The sequence below is a fragment of the Photobacterium nomapromontoriensis genome (assembly GCF_050336815.1).
Classification (GTDB): domain Bacteria; phylum Pseudomonadota; class Gammaproteobacteria; order Enterobacterales; family Vibrionaceae; genus Photobacterium; species Photobacterium nomapromontoriensis.
Genome location: NZ_JAKJSL010000015.1, coordinates 152,811 through 171,202, shown reverse-complemented (window position 1 = coordinate 171,202; position 18,392 = coordinate 152,811). Strand labels below are relative to the sequence as shown.

Below are 18,392 nucleotides of genomic sequence, written 5' to 3'. Positions count from 1 at the left end.
GAAATGCATCTGCCATTGCGCTACCGCGATGGCAGTCTTAATTCTGCGGCGGCTGAAATAGCTGCGAGAGCTACATTTATACCCAAGCCACCTCAGTTGCTGATATAGCAAGAGTGTATTAGCTTCTCATTTGGATGTGGACGTGTAGACATTAACCAGAATTAATGTGAAGGGTAGTGGATATGAAAAGAACAGCTTGGTTACTCATGTGCCTGTTAGGCTCAACGATGGCGGTGGCCGCAAATAGTGATGTGGTTGTTAACAGTGATGTGACGAATATCGAGAAAGGACTGGCTGAAGGCGTTAAAGCTAAGATGATCACTGTGGAGCAAGCCAAGGAGATGGGGTTGAATCGTGCGGAAAGTTACAATGTATCGAGTACGGTGAGTGTTGATAACCTTGAGATCCTGATTAAGAAAAAACTGCAAGATAGCAAGATGCCGTATTACTCCATACAGTATAACAATCCAATTAATAATGATGAGGCTTACACTGCCGTGATCACTGAGTATTTCAGTAAGGTTGATTAGTCTTATGTTTTAAAAAACCCGCTACATTAGCGGGTTTTTTATTATTTACCGTGTCTGGAGTGTGCGTGGTAGTTGCATTACTCGTCAGGGTAAACCTTGTCTTTATACTCACATAAATCTTCAATAATACAGCTACCACAGCGCGGTTTACGGGCGACACAGGTATAGCGACCGTGGAGGATGAGCCAGTGGTGAACATCAACCTTGAATTCAGCGGGTACCACTTTCAGTAGTTTTTGCTCGACTTGGTCGACATCTTTACCCACCGCAAATTTGGTACGATTTGAGACGCGGAATATATGGGTATCTACGGCAATCGTCGGCCAGCCAAACGCGGTATTGAGAACGACGTTTGCGGTTTTTCGGCCCACACCGGGTAGTGCTTCCAGGGCTTCACGGCTCTCTGGAATTTCACCTCCGTGCTGCTCAAGCAGGATCTTACAGGTCTTGATTACATTTTCTGCTTTAGAGTTAAAGAGACCAATTGTCTTGATATACTCTTTAACGCCTTCAACACCCAGATCAAGTATGGCCTGTGGGGTGTTAGCCACTGGGTAAAGCTTGTCAGTGGCCTTGTTAACACTGACATCAGTGGCTTGTGCCGAGAGCAATACCGCAATTAACAGCTCGAAAGGGGAGCTCCAGTTCAGCTCTGTTTTGGGATGAGGGTTCTCAGCGCGTAAACGTTCGAGGATCTGAACACGCTTTTCATTGTTCATAGTGACTTCCTGTTTAAAGCTAACCGGGATTATTGTTGTTATAAGGGGCAGTAAGCGCTGATCCGTCAGCGCTCACAAAAAATCAGTTTGTTGTCGTTACTCGCGCTCGCTCAATAACAGGTTTCTCCGGCGTGCTATTGGCGATTTTTTGTTCGCGCTTCTTATCAATAACATTTTTCAGTGCAATCATAAAGCCTACCCCAATAAATGCACCTGGCGGTAAGATGGCGAGCAGAAAGCTACTGTCAAAACTGAAGACTTCAATACGCAGAGATGAAGCCCAGCTTCCGAGCAGTCGATCTGCACCATCAAATAAGGTGCCATTCCCCAGAACTTCGCGCATTGCCCCCAGTACAACCAGTGCGGCTGTCATACCCAGCCCCATCCAAAGCCCATCAAGAACGGCGGGAACAGGGGCATTTTTTGAGGCAAAGGCTTCGGCTCGGCCGATGATAATACAGTTAGTTACAATCAGAGGAATGAAGATCCCTAAAGATTGATACAGGCCATAAGTGTATGCGTTCATTAGCAATTGCACGCAGGTTACCAAGGCCGCAATGATCATCACGAAAACAGGAATACGTACTTCTGACGGTACCCACTGGCGAACCAGAGAGACAATCAGGTTTGATCCAATCAGTACCGCTGTGGTTGCTAAACCCAATCCTAACGCATTGGTGACCGTGGCAGATACCGCCAGTAAGGGACAAAGTCCCAACAGTTGGACGACGGCCGGGTTGTTGTTCCACAAGCCATTTTTCATTAATTCTTTATTCATCTCACTCACCCTGGCAATTCAGTGGCTGCTCGAAAAGTTGCTGTTGGTGTGACTGGAAGTATAGCGAGACATTTTTAACGGATCCCACTACCGCACGAGGTGTAATGGTTGCCCCTGTAAACTGGTCAAATTCCCCCCCATCTTTGCGCACGGCCCAGCGGCTGTCATTCTCGCCGTTGACTTTTTTCCCAGTGAAACTATCAATCCAGTTACTGATCCGCTTTTCGATTTTATCACCTAACCCCGGTGTTTCGTTGTGGCTTAGGATACGTACACCCGTGACGACGCCGTCTGTATTCAGACCAACAATCAGTTTTATCGCACCGCTATAGCCATTAGGGGCAATGGCTTCAATCGCCACACCGGTTTTCTTCCCCCCTTTCTCCGCGATATACGCGGGCATCGGGCTGGTTGTTCCCAAAAACTGCTCATTGGTAACAAGGGTACAGCTCTTATATAGCTCGTTATCATGGCTAGCGGGTGGGATTACTTGATTGAGCACTTTAAGCAATTCTTGCTGCTGCTGTTGTTCAATTTTGTTGGCGGTCAGTAAATGTGTGACGGAGACTAACCCCGTCGCAAGCAGTGCGAAGAGCGCAAGTATGCCACCATTTTTTTTCATTGCGTTTAACATGGTCGTTCCTAATTAGTGGCCAAAAGTGCGTGGACGGGTGTAGTAGTCAATTAAAGGCACACACATATTGGCGATTAGCACACCAAACGCCACCCCATCAGGGAAGCCGCCAAAGGAGCGGATCAAAAAGACCAGCACACCAATTAGCGCCCCGAATACGAGCCGACCTTTCACCGTGGTTGCCGCAGACACCGGATCGGTTGCAATAAAGAATGCACCAAGCATGGTTGCACCAGAGAATAACTGGAAGATCGGCGAGGCCGAGTTATCCGGGTTGATCAGAAACGCGATTGAGCTGCAAACGAACAGTGCGGCGAGCATTCCCGCGGGAATATGCCACTGGATAACCCGCATTTTAAGCATGATTAAGCCACCGATCAGAAAGCCGATGTTAACCCATTCCCAGCCAACCCCAGCAAGTGTGCCAAACACGGGGCCTGACAGGATTTCCGTGGTGGTATGGCCGGTCGTCAATGAGGTTTTGAGCGTATCAAGTGGTGTCGCCATGGTCACGCCATCCACTGACATACGGAGTTGATAGACACTGAAACCGTCGTGAGTAAACCCCGTCATGATGGCCGACAAACTATCCATAAAGCTGACAGGTTCGGCGCTGAGCGATGACGGCGGTAGCCAAGTTGTCATCTGCAACGGGAATGAGATCAGCAGTACCACGTAGGCGATCATAGCGGGATTAAACAGATTCTGCCCCAGTCCACCATAAAGGTGCTTGGCGATAACAATGGCAAAAAGAACCCCGATAACACTGATCCACCATGGTGCTAGCGGTGGAATAGAGACCCCGATCAAAACCCCGGTAAGTAATGCGCTGTTATCTTTCAGATAGGGTATCAGTGGACGATGACGCAACCTCAAAATAGCCGCTTCGGCGATCACTGCGACAAGTCCGGACAAGGCGACTTGGATCAAGACGCCCCAGCCAAAAAAGTACCATTGGGCAGCAATACCGAAGGCTGTACAGAGAATAACCGTTCGCATCAGGCTACTGGTGTTACGGCGACTGTGGGCATGGGGTGAACTGGTGATATTAAAAGCCACAGTTAGTTTTCCTCATTATTTTCTTGGGCATGATTGGCTTGCTGGGCCGCTTTACGGGCCTTAGCTCGTGCGACGGCAGCGGCAACCGCGGCTTTCTTCGGGTCAACCTCAGAAGCTGGTTCCGGCTGTGATTCAGCGGGTGCTTCATCGGCATCATTAGCGGGCGCAGACTCAGCCTGTTGGGCGGCTTTGCGGGCCTTAGCTCGTGCGACGGCAGCGGCAACCGCGGCTTTCTTCGGGTCAACCTCAGAAGCTGGTTCCGGCTGTGATTCAGCGACTGCCTTATCAGCAGCGGGCGCAGACTCAGCCTGCTGGACGGCTTTGCGGGCCTTGGCACGCGCTACCGCAGCAGCAACCGCGGCTTTCTTCGGGTCAACCTCAGTAGCTGGTTCCGGTTGTGATTCAGCGGGTGCCTTATCGGCATCATCAGCGGGCGCAGATTCTGCCTGCTGGGCGGCTTTGCGGGCCTTGGCACGCGCGATAGCAGCGGCAACCGCGGCTTTCTTCGGGTCAACCTCAGATGCTGGTTCCGGCTGTGATTCAGCGACTGCCTTATCAGCAGCGGGCGCAGACTCAGCCTGCTGGACGGCTTTGCGGGCCTTGGCACGCGCGATAGCAGCGGCAACCGCGGCTTTCTTCGGATCTGCGTCAGTGGCCGGTTCCGGCTGTGATTCAGCGACTGCCTTATCAGCAGTGGGCGCAGACTCAGCCTGCTGGGCGGCTTTGCGGGCCTTGGCACGCGCGATAGCAGCGGCAACGGCATCCTTTTTCGCATCTGTAGCGAATTCGACCTTATTGGTCGGAACCGTGATGATACCTTCTTCTGCCAGCTTCGCCGCTTTACGTTCACGTGCTTGGCGTTTACGTTCTTCACGTAATGCCGCCATTTCGCGGTTATCGGGTTCAGACGAGGTGGATGGGGTAGCGTGTGCCGCTTCAGCTTGCTTGGCTTTTGCCCGAGCAATCGCAGCGGCAACGGCTGGCTTTTTATCTACATCCTGACCTGCAGCCGCGGCTTGTTTAGCTTTTACTCGCGCGATGGCGGCTGCCACTGCATCATTACCACCTGATGACGCCATTTCTTGACGGCGATCTTCGGCGGCTTGCTTGAAGCGGTTTTCTCGTGCCGCCTTGTCACGCTCAAAGCGTGCTTGCTTGGCTTCAAAGCGCTGTTTTGCGCGCTCGGCATTGGCTTCATCTTGGCGGCGCGCATAAATTTCAGCTTTTGCCTGGCGGTAGTAATTAACCAGCGGGATTTCACTTGGGCAAACATAAGCACAGGCACCACATTCGATACAGTCGAACAGGTTGTACTCTTCACACTTGTCGTAGTCTTGATCTTTGGCGTACCACTGCAACTGTTGCGGTAGCAGTGAACTAGGACAAGCATCGGCACAGGCGCTACAACGGATACAAGCCATCTCATGGTTATAGAGTGGGAGTTCACGTCGCTTAGGGGCCAGAATACAGTTCGTCATTTTGGTGATGGGCACATTGGCATGCGGTAAGGTAAAGCCCATTAATGAGCCACCCACAATCACCCGAGGGTATTTTTTATCTGGCTGGTAGCCGTAGTTATCCAGTAAATAGGCAATGGGTGTTCCAAGGCGCGCAAAGACATTTCCGCGGTGCTGGAATGCTTCACCCGTCAAGGTAACAACACGCTCAATCAGTGGCTCGCCATCGATGATCGCGCGTTTAACCGCAAAGGCGGTTCCCACGTTCTGTACCACAACACCAACGGCGGATGAGCGAGCTTGACTCGGGACTTCACGGCCAGTGAGGATCTTGACTAGCTGCTTTGAACTGCCGGACGGGTATTTGGTCGGGATCACCCGGATCAGGATGTTATCTTCCGTCGAAATACACTGTTCCAGTGCCTTGATCGCGTCGGGTTTGTTGTCTTCAATACCAATCAATGTCAGTTTAGGTTGCACAATATGGCGAAGGATACGTATTCCTTCAACCACGTCCTCTGCGCAGTCTTGCATTAAGCGATCATCGGCCGTGATATAGGGTTCACACTCGGCAGCATTGATGATCATGATATCGGTCAGACCCAGGCTACCTTGCAGTTTTCGGCCTGTCGGGAATCCGGCACCACCCAGTCCTGCTATCCCGCTTAAGCGAATAGCGTCAATGAGATCAGCGGGATCTTTCGATTCATAATCAGGGATTTTATGCTGCGATCCCCATAAGTCTTCACCATCGCTTTGGATAACAATGCAGAGATCACTCAAACCAGAAGGATGGGCAGTTGTTCGCGGTTCAATGGCCGTAACCGTGCCAGAGGTTGGAGCATGAATGGGTACACACATGCTCATATCGCTCTGGGTTAATGGCTGGCCTTTGAGGACGCTATCGCCAACCGCAACTAAAATATCACCTTTGGTACCAATGTGCTGTTTTAGCGGCAATACCAGCTCATCAGGGACACCTGCATCGGTAATCTCGCTTTGGTTTGACAAGCTTTTGTTTTCGGGTGGATGGACGCCACCGGGGAAGTCCCATAGCTGGCCTTGCTTGATTTGTTCGATTATTGACAGCATGTTACTTCACCGCGCTTTCGTTATTGTTCACTGGAATATTGATGACAGGGATCTGGTTCAGGTCCCATTTCCAGCTTTCTGGTGTCGTTTCAACCGGTACCATTTCAATACAGTCAGTCGGGCACGGTGCAACACAGAGATCGCACCCAGTACATTCATCTTTGATCACGGTATGCAGCGCTTTGGTACCGCCGACAATGGCATCGACCGGACATGCCTGAATGCATTTTGTACAGCCAATGCACATATCTTCATGGATAAATGCGACTCTTTTAATGCTCTTTTCAGCATCGTGTGCCGACTCTTGAACGTCAACTCCCATTAAGTCAGCCAGTTTTTCAATGGTCTGTTGACCGCCAGGCGGGCATTTATTAATACTGTCGCCATTGGCAATCGCTTCTGCGTAAGGTCGGCAGCCCGGGTAGCCACATTGGCCACATTGCGTCTGTGGCAAAATGGCATCAATCTGCTCGACGATAGGGTCAGCGTCCACTTTAAAGCGAATAGACGCAAAACCCAAAATCAGGCCAAAGATGGCAGCAAGGGCAGCGATAGCAATCACGGCTATGATTAATCCGCTCATCTTATAGTTTCACCAATCCAGTAAAGCCCATGAAGGCCAGAGACATCAAGCCAGCCGTGATCATCGCAATTGACGCCCCTTTAAATGGCGCAGGCACGTCAGCCGCCGCAATACGTTCACGCATTGACGCAAACAATACCAACACGAGCGAGAAGCCAACCGCAGCCCCAAAGCCATAAATAACCGACTCAATAAAATTGTGGTGTTCATTAATATTAAGCAGAGCCACACCCAGTACGGCGCAGTTAGTTGTAATTAATGGTAGGAAGATACCCAGCAGGCGGTAGAGTGTCGGGCTGGTTTTGTGCACGACCATCTCAGTAAACTGCACCACAACGGCAATAACCAAAATGAAGCTCAGAGTGCGAAGATATTGAATGCCAAGCGGAACAAGAATATATGTTTCAACAAGATACGCGCACACTGAAGCCAGTGTTAGCACGAATGTAGTTGCTAAGCCCATACCGATAGCGGTTTCCAACTTTTTGGAAACACCCATAAAGGGACACAGGCCCAAAAATTTCACCAGTACAAAGTTGTTTACCAACACTGTACCTACAAGGAGGAGGAGGTATTCAGTCATGCTGCCGAAATACTGTTTGCAAAAGATCTTTGTATTATCATCCTTTGTTGAGGCTATAACAACTCCCAACGAGCAGGGTTTTTGTGGTAAAAGGCCATTTCTTCGCCGAATAGCGCTTTGATGAGATGAATATTCTGACTGTTGAACAAACCCCTTATGTTCATATGGTGAAATTTATTTTCAAAAAAAACTTTACAACAATCGAAACTAAGGTATTATTCATCTCGCTCTGTTGTTCAGAGTTATTAATGAAACATCAAGTAAAAGTAAGCCTTAGAATTTCTTCGTTATTGTCGTTATCCTCAGTGTTTCCCTTAGCTTTATCGTCACATTCAATAATTCAAGCTTTGAGCGCATCGCAATATTGCGAAAATTTTATGAATTTAACTAATTAAGGGACATCACATGTCTAACAAAACAACTGGTATCGTTAAGTGGTTCAACGAAGAGAAAGGTTTCGGTTTCATCACTCAAGACAACGGCGGTGCTGACGTATTCGTTCACTTCCGTGCAATCGCTTCAGAAGGCTTCAAAACTCTTGCTGAAGGCCAGAAAGTATCTTTCGAAGTAGAGCAAGGCCAAAAAGGCCCTCAAGCAGCTAACGTTGTAGCGCTTTAATTTCGAAAGTTGACGTAAATGGTATGATTACCATTTACGTCAATCTTTAATCACATTTGTCATTCATTTATACCGTATCTTCGAAAAAAATTAACATTTCACACATCTGCTTTTGTATTTGTCGTAACATTTTTAATTCCCTTCGTTATATCACTATAAATTAAATCACAACATTACATTTCAGCACCTATAAATTATAGATAAATAGAAATTTATTATGGTTTAGATTGGGTGTAAATAAGGATAAACATGTCTCGTTCAGTCGGTCGTAAACGCTTTTGGTTCCAACAGTCTCGTGAAGAAAATAATACAACAAAAAAAGAGGTAATAAATGGTAGTAAACTTTAATATTTTTAAAAATGCAGTGTCTTGGAATGCAATTATTCATCAGCTAAATGGTGATATATTATTGCGACATGTTTTAATGAAAGGCAACGTTGATAATCTCGATATTAACTTTTCCTATTGTGAAGAGTCAGGAGAAGGTAAGATCACTAATAGCGATGATACCCTTATCGGAAATTTCTTAGTTTCTTTCTAATCCGCCTTTAACTGCTCGCATTATTTAATCGTCTCATTTCTTAATGACATGCTATCTAATTATTATTAGAGGCAAGCGTTATTACATGTTTATAATCTCATTATATTGTTGATTGAATACAGAGAATTATCTGGATATCAGCGAAGTTATAAAGAATGAGAAATAAATAGTGAGCTGAGAGATTACATCATGAATTTTAATGATAAAATCCCTACCTATATTAGGCAGGGATTATAAATTACTGCGCGTCTTCCTCATCGCTAAACGCCGCTTCAATTCTTTCTAGCTCTTGCTCTTCTTTACGTTTGATTTCTTCTTGAAGTGCCGCTCGTCTTTCTTTGAGAGCACGTCGCTCAGATTTAGTCAGAAATTTAACCGCTTTCTTATTACCAAGCGCATAGGCGACGACGTCTTCACCTTTTTCCCGACGCTCATTCACACGCTGTGAAAAACGTTCATCATCACGTGCTTTACGCTGCTCAGCATTTAACTTGCTCATATCTCTCTCCTCATCAGTTAATCATGGTAGGCATTCCCTACGCTCAGTCAAACAAATGAGATGTATTGCACATTCATATCGCTGAGACGGGTATTTTAGCATAATAGTCGGAGCTCACAGCATGGTATATAACCGCAGATAACTTTATTTGAAGTGAAATATGGCTTCAGCTATCGAAATGGTGAGCACAATTACCTAACGAATAACACGCCATTAATAGCGACTTGCGCTTGATGCATGCTACCCATTTTAACCCGATGAAAGGTCAAAAAGGGCAGGGAATGCTGTCAGCCAAGAAATAGGCTTTAAAACTCTTGATTCATTTTTGTTAGAGATTGAATCAACAGAGTTTGCTCACCTTCTTCAATGTTAGCGGTAATATCAGCGATTAATTCAAGGTGAAGCTGGTTATGATGCTTATGAATAGCCTGTCCCTCTCGCGTTAGCGCCACGACAATCGCTCTACGATCATCGGGATGAGGAAGACGTTCGATCAAACCCGCTTTAACTAACTTATCCACCTGAATGGTCAATGTACCCGTTGTAATACTCAGTTTATTGGCTAGTTCCTTCATTCGGAGCTGACCACTAACGCCAAGCACTTCTATAGTATGTACTTGTGCGAGCGAGTAACCCGTTTCTTTTACGACAGACTGCTCCCAAGAGGACATTTTGTCATAAAATTCAGTGAGCAATTGATTCAATGTTTCGAGATTATTCATACATAATGTACTTCTAACGTTAGATGGCTGATCTTATGGAACTTACTTAGCTTCTCTTTAAACTGCTCGACCGTCAACTCAGAATTTGACATCAGTGTTATCGCTGCACTGTAATGATGCCCACTCACCTTCCATACGTGTAAGTCCGTCACTTCCGCTTCATCGGAAAGCGCGCTAGTGATTTGCTCACGGTAAGAGTCTTCAATATTTTCATCCAACAATATTGGGCTAGTTTGTCGAAGGAGGTTAAACGTCCATTTCGCGATAACCAATGCGCCAACCATTCCCATGATTGCGTCTAGCCAATGCCATCCTAAGAACTTACCGAGGAAAAGCGCGGCAATCGCTAACACTGACGTTAAGGCGTCAGCCAACACATGGAGGTATGCCGCTCTGAGATTATGGTCATGGTTGTGTGAATGAGCATGATTGTGATCGTGGTGATGATCATCTAACAAAAACATACTCGCAACGTTAACGGCTAGCCCAATAAAAGCAACGAGTATGGCCTCATTAAACTGAATCGAATGTGGATTAAATAGTCGCCCCAGAGATTCAACGAACATCAATAATGCAACGATACCCAATACGATTGCACTCGTGTAACCCCCTAATACACTGACTTTGCCTGTTCCAAAAGAGAACTGTTCACTGTTTTGATGCTTTTGTGCGTAATGGTAAGCAAATATAGTGATACAAAATGCCGCAGCATGAGTTCCCATATGCCAACCATCGGCCAATAATGCCATTGAGCCGTAGACGGTACCTGCTGTAATCTCGACGACCATCGTCACGAGAGTGAGCAAGAGGACATAATAAGTGCGTCTTTTCCCTGTTGTATTGTGTGAAGAAAAATCATGGTTATGTTTAAGTTGATGTTTCATTGTGGCGCTCTTTTAGTTTGATACTCAAACTAAATATAGGTACAAATATTTTGATAATCAAACTATTTATGTGTGCAAAATATTTAAGAAGAAACTAAACATGAAAGCTTCTATTTCTGATGCATTATGGTAAGGTGTTGATTTTAAAGTGATAGTCTCATTGGTTGGGACGGTGTGAAATCAGTGACTAGGTATAAAAAAGTTGCCCTATGGTGGGATTGATCGGGAAAGATCGTACGTTTGTAAAAACGATACGATGATCATTTTCTAGTCGCTTTACTGTGTATTAAGCAGTAAGCAGTAAGCAGTAAGCAGTGAGTAACTATTACTACATTAGGCAAGCGAGATGATTCTCACTGAAAGACGGATAGGGCGCTGTTTATTCTCGAAACAAAGAAGCTAACACTTAAAACGAGTAAGTTAAGTGCATGCTAGCCGGGAAATCCACGAGTAGAGCTCATAATTCATTCCCTTTAACAAAATCACCATTGTTGGCAAAAGCGTTATAAAGAGAAGCGCCCTGTACCCAATTGTTCCTATTTTAGGCATGTACTCTGTGTGGATCCGCATGCAGGGGTAGCTGGAGGGTAAATACCTCCGGCTACCCGGTTAGCTTACTTTACTTGGTTTGTATTTTATTCAATCTATCTAATGTTTTTATACTTTTGGTTGTATTCATTAACCTGATCATCGTTGGTAAATATCTTATCCATATTATATTCACGCACACAGGATTTATATGAATACCGATTTTTACTACATTTTATCCGTAGTTTTTCTCTAACTCTATGAAAAGAATCAATATACTCTTGATCAGTAATACTTTTCGGTAAAAATAAAGCGTAATCAATAGAGTCTAGGTCATGATTTATATTGCTAGAAAAGTATAGGTTGGTCGATACTGAAGAGTAGTCATAATTACCATTAGCTCTTCGAGGTGATACCACACTATATCCATACCTATATCCACTTTTCTTGCTGTAGATAGCATTGTGGCTATTTTTACTGCTATTTATATTAATGTATAAATCATTATTTTTTAAATTAAACTCTATTGGTTGTTCTAATTTTGCTTTGTAGCATTGAGGGTGACTATTGGAAATATAGTTATTTAAGCAAGATGCATTTATTGATAGATCGTCTTTATTGCTGTGGCTCAAATATTCCATATTTGATAAATTAAATTTCGCAATTATATGCTTGTATTCTTCATCATTATAGGAGTACCCTACGGAACCTAACTCTCGAATCATAAGATCCCAGTATAGGTAGTTATTGAGAACATCAACGTAAAATTTACCTGTTGGTTCGATAGCTTTACCATCAGGAACCTTAATATCATCAAAAATTTGTTTCCCTCCTATCTTTATTTGTTCACCAGTGCCTAAATCAGTCTTTACAATATGGTAAATATTATCATGGTTATAACTGTAGACTTTATTATCAGAGGCTGAAAATACACCACATCTATCAATATCTATAGTTTGTCGGGTAAGTAGGTCAAAAGTTATACATTTCCCATAAACATTTAAATAGATATAACGTCCATCGTTTGAACGTGAAATTCGAGCACTATATGAGTCATGGGAATTTAACTCTGGTAATTCAAAGTTAAATATTAAAATACGGGCATTACTACCATCCATATTTGCAATATAATAATTACCTCTAAATCCAAACATCTGTTGTGGTTGACTATGTTGTGCATGCCAAATTTCCAAATCTGGTTTTTCTGGTATAATAATGTAAATCTCTAAAAAAGGAGTGTAGGAATAATGGCTATTTTTTGAAAACTCGCTGTTTGTAACCATAAAATCAATATCTGTGTTTCTATGTATACCAGAGTATTTTATTATATTAGGTACAATCCATATTGTTGTTATCATCATTGAAATTAAAGCTATTATTATAATAATAAAGTATTTTTTCATTTTAAATTTCTCGCTACTTTATCATTCAGCTGCTGAAAAGCTTGGTGATTTAAGTAGGTCAATATAATGTTTAAATTGTCGATTATAAGAAGCCCAGTAATCATCTATGGTAGGAATTGGTGGAAAGTAGGGGCCAAATTTACTTTCATCAAGCTTTCCCTGTAGAGACTCTGAAACATAACCCTGAGGGTCAATACTATCAAGTGTTGTTGTATCGTTTTTATTATGCAAAACGTAGTTATAGTGTAATGTGTCAAATAATCCATTCTCATCTGAAGTACGATGACGGGCGATAACCCAATCCCAAGAATACGCGCTCATATACCATATGTCTTTTTGGATAGTGTAATTGTCAACACGATTCCCATAGTGATTTGTCAGGTCATATTCATTTCGAATTGCTATATTTTTACCTTCACCACAAAAAAGGAACTTAGAATAGGAGTTTGACAATAACCGTCCTTTATATTTACACTCGCTATTATCGCTTTGGGGAATCTTGTTAGGAGAGGAAAGACTTATCGTATGGACTGAGTCATCCTGAGACCAAAAAATGCGATCGTTTTTTTCATCTAATTTAAAATAAAGCTTTAAATTTGTATCAAGCCCTTCAATATGAATAGCTTTCTCTTCTAAGTTGTATAGGTTTAGTTGGTAAAGTGTGCCTTCACGCATGATATAGGCGAGTTTGTCATCAGAGGAGAAGCTGCTTAAATGGCTATTCTCTTTCATCGTTAAAATTTTATTCGTCTTTAAATCATAGAGTGTATCACCTGCATAAAGAAAGCGACCGTTAGGCGAACGAATGATGAAGAGGTAAGACTCATCATTGGTTGGAACAGGGAAACGCCTCACATTCGTGCCATTAAAATCCATCGTATAGAGTGAATCTTTAGGGGCATAGTAAAACATCAATTGAGGCAGTGTATGAATAGTATCCCATTTTTCAATAGGATGTTCTGCTGACATATCTACATCAATATACCAAATAGTATCGTATTTATTCAGCCGTTCTTTTAGCGTTTCTCCTTTCTTTTTTGGAAAGGCTCCATCTCGGACGAGTTCATCGAGTTGGTTTTGAAAGCTTTCACTTTCACGTGAAAATTGTTGCTGAAAGCTTGATTGTTCGCTTGCTGAGCTTAGTTTTGGGAAAAGTAATAGCAGCCAAAGCCCGGTATAGCATAGGCGAAACGAATTTTTAGAACTGTTCATTTTTACCACTGATAATTGGTTAACTTGATGAGAGAAATATATAGTAACAAAATATGAGTTATAATGCTTTGATAGATTATTAATTATCTTATTTTTATATTTTATGATGTCATCATCAATTTATCTACCACAATAGATCAGATCTCATGGCCTTAGCATTTCAAAAAAGTTCACTAATTTAAGCTACAATGCCAAGGCATATAAATATTTTTATACCAAATAGCAGATTCAAGATCTCAATATGCCCTTAAAAACAGCGCTACAAAACCACTGGTTCAAGAAACTATCTTGTCATCGTAAATCTACATTGATGTTAAGTGACATTAGTTTTTCTGCGATTTTTTGTGAAACTACAGGGAAAAACTATGAAATATAAAATCACTTACTATGAATGGTTTATTTCATTTATCAGCATTAGTGAAAAATATAGGTCTATCACTCAAAGCTAATTTAGTAAATCTATAATGACGGCGACCAGTATCTAATAGATAGTCTACTACTCCATTGTAGTCATTAGATGCTTTTATCACTGAAAATTGATTACTTCCAAATGTTATGGCTTGTTCTGCACTTGAAGTACATATGTTACTTTGACAACGCGCCATTCAGAGGGAAACAGCTTATGTAAGCCGTCGAAATGAATAACGCGCAAGTGCGCAGTTTCCTGCAATTTTTACTGCGTCTAAATAAACCGTTTTCATCCTTAAATATGCCGTGAACGGGGATATAGCCAGCTCAATGAATTGTTAGAGAAAGAGCTGATTCGGTTAGGGGCGTGTTACAACCAGCTGTTATGTGAAGCTATCTATGCAAACTTTCTCAGTCAACGCAGCTCTATGAATCAACTGACCACCGCTTCTGTGATAAGTTTCTGCTTTGAGATGGATTAGTTGACCACATGCTCTACAAGCTAAATAATTATTTACGATCTCGCCCCAATACTTACCATTAGAAAATCTAGGAAAAGGCTCACCAAAAGCACCGTACCCTAGGTATTTAAGAGTTTTAGCTTCGATGTTTATTCTGACAAGGATAATTGCTTCAACCAGGTCATCTGGGTTACTGATTTTCAATTTAATTTGTTTGCACCTATCACAACTCATCCTGCTTAGCTACATAAACAGCACGATCGCTTTCACATAGCTGTCATACTGGTTCTTTTATTATACTATAACCACAAAAATGCTATGCAGAACAAGCAATTTCTGTCTCGTTAATACCTAGTAGTGATTGGAGAATAGCTAGTTTTTGATTATAACTGTATATACCTACAGCACACTAGGAGAAGTCGTCATGGGTTAAATGGTTGGCATACCGTTCATTACCCTCACACAGCGTAACTTACGGCATCAGATGCATGTTTCTACGCTGAAAGGATGCTTAATCACATGGAGGGATTAAACGTATATGCTGCAATCGTGGAGCAGCTTGAAGAAGCACCATTAAGCCGCTATGAACTCAACTACTTGCTTGGCTGTCGTCATGCGAAAACGTTGCAGTATTATTTACAAACCATGGTGAAACATGGCTTCATCTATCGAGATGGTAAGTACTATTATTTAACGAATACCACGCCATTAATGGAGCCTTGCATCTGATGCATGCAGCCCATTTTAACCTGGTTGAAAGACCGAAAAGGACAGGAAAAAACTCTGAAAGGTGTGCATAAACCTCCTCAGAACTTCCTAAATCATCAACCGCTTCAACATCACTAAGGTCTGCTATTTCGGCTAGATCTTGTGTAGGTTTGAGAACTATCATGTCGAAGCTCATACTTGAATTCCTTTTCGCGCTATCCCTGATGATTGGCCTTGTTATGTATTTTGGCCACGTATCGCTTATTTGAAGTAACACCACGAGGAGCTGACCAGCCTTCTGACAAGTAAGCTGCCAAACATTCTTCAAACTCCGCGTCATCTTCGAATGAGTACATGCGATCATCCACGTTATCCAGAAGTTCAGTCCACACTTCTACTTTGCCAGATTCTCGATACGTCACTTCAGAAACCTGCCATGCAAAATAATCACCTAAAGAGTCAGAGTGGAACTTCATGAACTCCCCGACCCTTGGTACACAAGGTAGATGGATACTCTTTAGCAAGTGAACCCACTTGTCTTTGGTTGCCATCCAAATACTAAACTCGATTTTTATCAACGCAGCTCCTAACTAGTTGATGCCTAATAGTGTATTAAACAGCATGCTCGCTTTCACGTAGCTGCTACACTGATTCTTCCATCACACCATACTCACAAAAGTTGTTTTTTTCAATTAGTTGAACCATTAAATCGTACGGGTAAGTGCACAATGGATACAAAGAGGGTTTGTTTCAGTGACATTTAGCAATGAAAACCATCTTTATCCTAAAACGACCCGATACGCTGTCACTTTCAGATACAAAAATACCGTCTCAATGGACGGTATTTAACAGAAAAGTTATTTATTCGTTGTGTTGTGTGAGGTCTCAGGTTTTGATGTTTTTCTTTTCGAGAATGACGACCACGCAATTATAGCCAATATAATAATGTAAATTAAATTTGTTATTAATACGCTATCCACCATCAAGTTGTTTCTTTCGGCGATGGCATTAACACATACACCTCCAAACGAGGATGCATTCTTTTCATCAATTGCAACCCCTGCACCTACTGCAATAAACACCACAAAATTACAAAGCATTAATGTGGTAATTAATATTTTTTTAAAAAGACCCACCAGATGTACCACCTGAATATCCCGAACTTTGACCAATATAACCCACACCTCTACCAGACGTACCTAAGGATTGAGGAGGGTTTAATCCCTTATCTTCTGGAGCTTCACCATTTGAATTATCAAGCTTATCTTTAAACCTATGAGTCATATTGATCACATTCATAGAAAAACTATCGCTCTTCTGGTTTAAGAAATCCATTAACGAGGAGGGGATCATAAAGTCTTCTGAGTATTTAACTACGCCTAGCCAATCAGTATTAAAAACTCGTGAATCAGCTTTTTTTAACGAATCAACAGTATAAGTCGTACAGTTGTTACCAGTTAAATCGTATCTATCAACAACTTTCCCGTTTTGTTTTACCCTATCAGGTGTTTTCGGGCTATCTGGCAACTCATCACTGGCACTAAGTATTCCATCAAATACATCTTTGACCTTAGCAATGGTGACATCGGTAATTAAGTAAACTTGTGCCTGGTATTTGTACAGGTTAACCTTCATATACTCAATGGCATTGTTACCTATATAGCGAACCAGCACACCTTCACCAGTTAAAAAACCGTCAATATTATCGTATCGACCGTACGAATAGAGAGTATGATTCCCGTTTTCAAATGTAGATATAAACGCATGGCCTGTTTTTGTTGTCTCAACCCAAATATAAACCCCATCCATAATAATATTTTGTTGTGCGATTGCAGTAGCTGGTCGCTTAAAAAGCCAGTTTGTGACGGAGCGATCGACCTCGGCCTTCGTGGCGCGCTCTTCCCCTCGTTCCACTCGGCCTGCCAACACTTTTTCATGCAGCGCTGTGCATTGCGCCTCATTCGAAGGCATAGAACTTAATTCTTCTTGTCGCTCTCGTCGGTGCCGTGCGGCGCGTTCTTTGGTCGTTTCTTGCTTCTCTAGAGACAATAAAGGGGCGGATTGGTATCGCATCTCGATCACTCTGCGGGGAAAAACGACAGAATACCAAAGTTTTATCTTACCGAAATACGCTCATCGAAAAAGGCACACAATCACTAGAAAAACAGGTATTTCGCCACCAATAAAAGAGACTTTTCAACTTTGCGGCTACAGATGTTTGTTTATCCCAATTTAACGTGTCTTGCTTCTTTCCCAGATTAAACTGTCTTCTTTCAAGGTAGTTCATCCGGCCTCGATACTGGCTGTAGAGTAGGGAAGTCCAGTCTTTTTACTACTGGCTTTGAACTGCTATGGATGAACGAGTACCGGATTGATGCCCCGTAATTGTTCGATGGCTCGCTGTTGCGCCTTCCTTTTGGTAAGTAAATCGCACGGCCACCACAGTAGAATGAAAGCGCAAGTACGGCTGTTTTCGCCAGCGCTTATTGATGGGTATCAGTGCCAAGGTCCACAGATACAATGGCTTTTAAAATGCTGTCATAGAGCTTGACGAGGGTCAAAGGCCAGAATGTATCTGTATTGCTTTTGCCTGTTTCTCTGAGTGAGGCTTGTTCACACTGTATGGTTGAAATTTGGCGATTTGAAAGTTCGTATTTTGGGGCCAGTTCGCGGGTGGTGAATACGTCTCGAAGGCTGAAAATTTCACTATTACGAATGGCAAGATGAATGGACTGGCCTTTAGGCAGGTAAAAATCAGCGCCTCCGCAATGCTCTGATATTCCCAGCACCACGGCTTTCACCAGCTCATGACGCACTTCTTCAGTCAGCTTGGGGTGTTTTCGCTTAAATTCAGAGAGTAATACATCATAGATAGTGGCCAGTGATGATGGCCAAATCTGACGCTCGTTAGTGGGGTGCAACACATAGTGAGGCCATCCGGCTGTTGCCTAAGCGGTTGGCTGAAGGTGATAT

At 43.1% G+C, this 18,392-nt stretch carries 19 protein-coding genes; 4 read left to right on the top strand and 15 right to left on the bottom strand.

Annotated elements, in window-relative coordinates; genetic code table 11:
* Nucleotides 1-182 precede the first annotated feature (182 nt).
* Nucleotides 183-530: a hypothetical protein gene (locus tag L4D12_RS01490; protein WP_428446041.1), complete on the top strand. Its 348-nt coding sequence runs from the start codon at nucleotides 183-185 to the stop codon at nucleotides 528-530.
* A 77-nt stretch (nucleotides 531-607) separates the two neighbouring features.
* On the opposite strand, the gene nth is transcribed toward L4D12_RS01490, so the two are convergent.
* The 7 genes from nth to rsxA form a co-directional block, all read right to left on the bottom strand.
* Nucleotides 608-1,249, bottom strand: a complete 642-nt coding sequence (nth, locus tag L4D12_RS01485; protein WP_428446040.1) for an endonuclease III — start codon at nucleotides 1,247-1,249, stop codon at nucleotides 608-610.
* Between the two features lie 82 nt (nucleotides 1,250-1,331).
* Nucleotides 1,332-2,027, bottom strand: coding sequence for an electron transport complex subunit E (locus L4D12_RS01480; protein WP_428446039.1), 696 nt, complete (start codon nucleotides 2,025-2,027; stop codon nucleotides 1,332-1,334).
* A gap of 1 nt (nucleotide 2,028) precedes the next feature.
* Entirely contained in the window at nucleotides 2,029-2,661 is a 633-nt protein-coding gene (gene rsxG / locus L4D12_RS01475) for an electron transport complex subunit RsxG (protein WP_428446038.1), read from the bottom strand.
* A 12-nt stretch (nucleotides 2,662-2,673) separates the two neighbouring features.
* Nucleotides 2,674-3,720, bottom strand: coding sequence for an electron transport complex subunit RsxD (rsxD, locus tag L4D12_RS01470; protein ID WP_428446037.1), 1,047 nt, complete (start codon nucleotides 3,718-3,720; stop codon nucleotides 2,674-2,676).
* Nucleotides 3,721-3,722: 2 nt separating this feature from the next.
* Nucleotides 3,723-6,269, bottom strand: a complete 2,547-nt coding sequence (rsxC, locus tag L4D12_RS01465; protein WP_428446036.1) for an electron transport complex subunit RsxC — start codon at nucleotides 6,267-6,269, stop codon at nucleotides 3,723-3,725.
* A 1-nt stretch (nucleotide 6,270) separates the two neighbouring features.
* Entirely contained in the window at nucleotides 6,271-6,852 is a 582-nt protein-coding gene (rsxB, locus tag L4D12_RS01460; RefSeq protein WP_428446035.1) for an electron transport complex subunit RsxB, read from the bottom strand.
* 1 nt (nucleotide 6,853) lies between these two features.
* Entirely contained in the window at nucleotides 6,854-7,435 is a 582-nt protein-coding gene (rsxA, locus tag L4D12_RS01455) for an electron transport complex subunit RsxA (RefSeq protein ID WP_428446034.1), read from the bottom strand.
* A gap of 405 nt (nucleotides 7,436-7,840) precedes the next feature.
* Here rsxA and cspE point away from each other — a divergent pair, with 405 nt between their 5' ends.
* Both cspE and L4D12_RS01445 read left to right on the top strand, forming a co-directional pair.
* Nucleotides 7,841-8,053, top strand: a complete 213-nt coding sequence (cspE, locus tag L4D12_RS01450; protein ID WP_428446033.1) for a transcription antiterminator/RNA stability regulator CspE — start codon at nucleotides 7,841-7,843, stop codon at nucleotides 8,051-8,053.
* A 331-nt stretch (nucleotides 8,054-8,384) separates the two neighbouring features.
* Nucleotides 8,385-8,594, top strand: coding sequence for a hypothetical protein (locus L4D12_RS01445; RefSeq protein WP_428446032.1), 210 nt, complete (start codon nucleotides 8,385-8,387; stop codon nucleotides 8,592-8,594).
* A 238-nt stretch (nucleotides 8,595-8,832) separates the two neighbouring features.
* Here L4D12_RS01445 and L4D12_RS01440 read toward each other — a convergent pair whose 3' ends face one another.
* From L4D12_RS01440 to L4D12_RS01420, 5 genes are all read right to left on the bottom strand, one after another.
* Nucleotides 8,833-9,093, bottom strand: coding sequence for a DNA polymerase III subunit epsilon (locus L4D12_RS01440; protein ID WP_428446031.1), 261 nt, complete (start codon nucleotides 9,091-9,093; stop codon nucleotides 8,833-8,835).
* A 305-nt stretch (nucleotides 9,094-9,398) separates the two neighbouring features.
* Nucleotides 9,399-9,815, bottom strand: a complete 417-nt coding sequence (locus tag L4D12_RS01435; protein ID WP_428446030.1) for a MarR family winged helix-turn-helix transcriptional regulator — start codon at nucleotides 9,813-9,815, stop codon at nucleotides 9,399-9,401.
* On the bottom strand, nucleotides 9,812-10,699 hold the full coding sequence (gene dmeF / locus L4D12_RS01430; RefSeq protein ID WP_428446029.1) for a CDF family Co(II)/Ni(II) efflux transporter DmeF: 888 nt from the start codon (nucleotides 10,697-10,699) through the stop codon (nucleotides 9,812-9,814). Before dmeF ends, L4D12_RS01435 begins: the two co-directional genes overlap by 4 nt.
* Nucleotides 10,700-11,343: 644 nt before the next feature.
* Nucleotides 11,344-12,630, bottom strand: coding sequence for a hypothetical protein (locus L4D12_RS01425; RefSeq protein ID WP_428446028.1), 1,287 nt, complete (start codon nucleotides 12,628-12,630; stop codon nucleotides 11,344-11,346).
* Between the two features lie 21 nt (nucleotides 12,631-12,651).
* On the bottom strand, nucleotides 12,652-13,842 hold the full coding sequence (locus L4D12_RS01420; protein WP_428446027.1) for a TolB-like translocation protein: 1,191 nt from the start codon (nucleotides 13,840-13,842) through the stop codon (nucleotides 12,652-12,654).
* A gap of 1,388 nt (nucleotides 13,843-15,230) precedes the next feature.
* Between L4D12_RS01420 and L4D12_RS01415 the strand changes: the two genes are divergently transcribed.
* The gene (locus tag L4D12_RS01415) at nucleotides 15,231-15,440 is read left to right on the top strand and encodes a hypothetical protein (RefSeq protein ID WP_428446026.1); all 210 of its coding nucleotides are present in this window, start codon (nucleotides 15,231-15,233) and stop codon (nucleotides 15,438-15,440) included.
* A gap of 194 nt (nucleotides 15,441-15,634) precedes the next feature.
* On the opposite strand, the gene L4D12_RS01410 is transcribed toward L4D12_RS01415, so the two are convergent.
* From L4D12_RS01410 to L4D12_RS01400, 3 genes are all read right to left on the bottom strand, one after another.
* Nucleotides 15,635-15,997 (bottom strand): hypothetical protein, encoded by a 363-nt coding sequence (locus tag L4D12_RS01410; RefSeq protein ID WP_428446025.1) that lies wholly within the window; start codon nucleotides 15,995-15,997, stop codon nucleotides 15,635-15,637.
* Nucleotides 15,998-16,541: 544 nt separating this feature from the next.
* Entirely contained in the window at nucleotides 16,542-17,492 is a 951-nt protein-coding gene (locus L4D12_RS01405) for a hypothetical protein (RefSeq protein ID WP_428446024.1), read from the bottom strand.
* Nucleotides 17,493-17,902: 410 nt separating this feature from the next.
* A complete protein-coding gene (locus L4D12_RS01400) occupies nucleotides 17,903-18,343 on the bottom strand; it encodes a Mor transcription activator family protein (RefSeq protein ID WP_428446023.1) in 441 nt (146 codons plus the stop codon).
* Nucleotides 18,344-18,392: the final 49 nt, after the last annotated feature.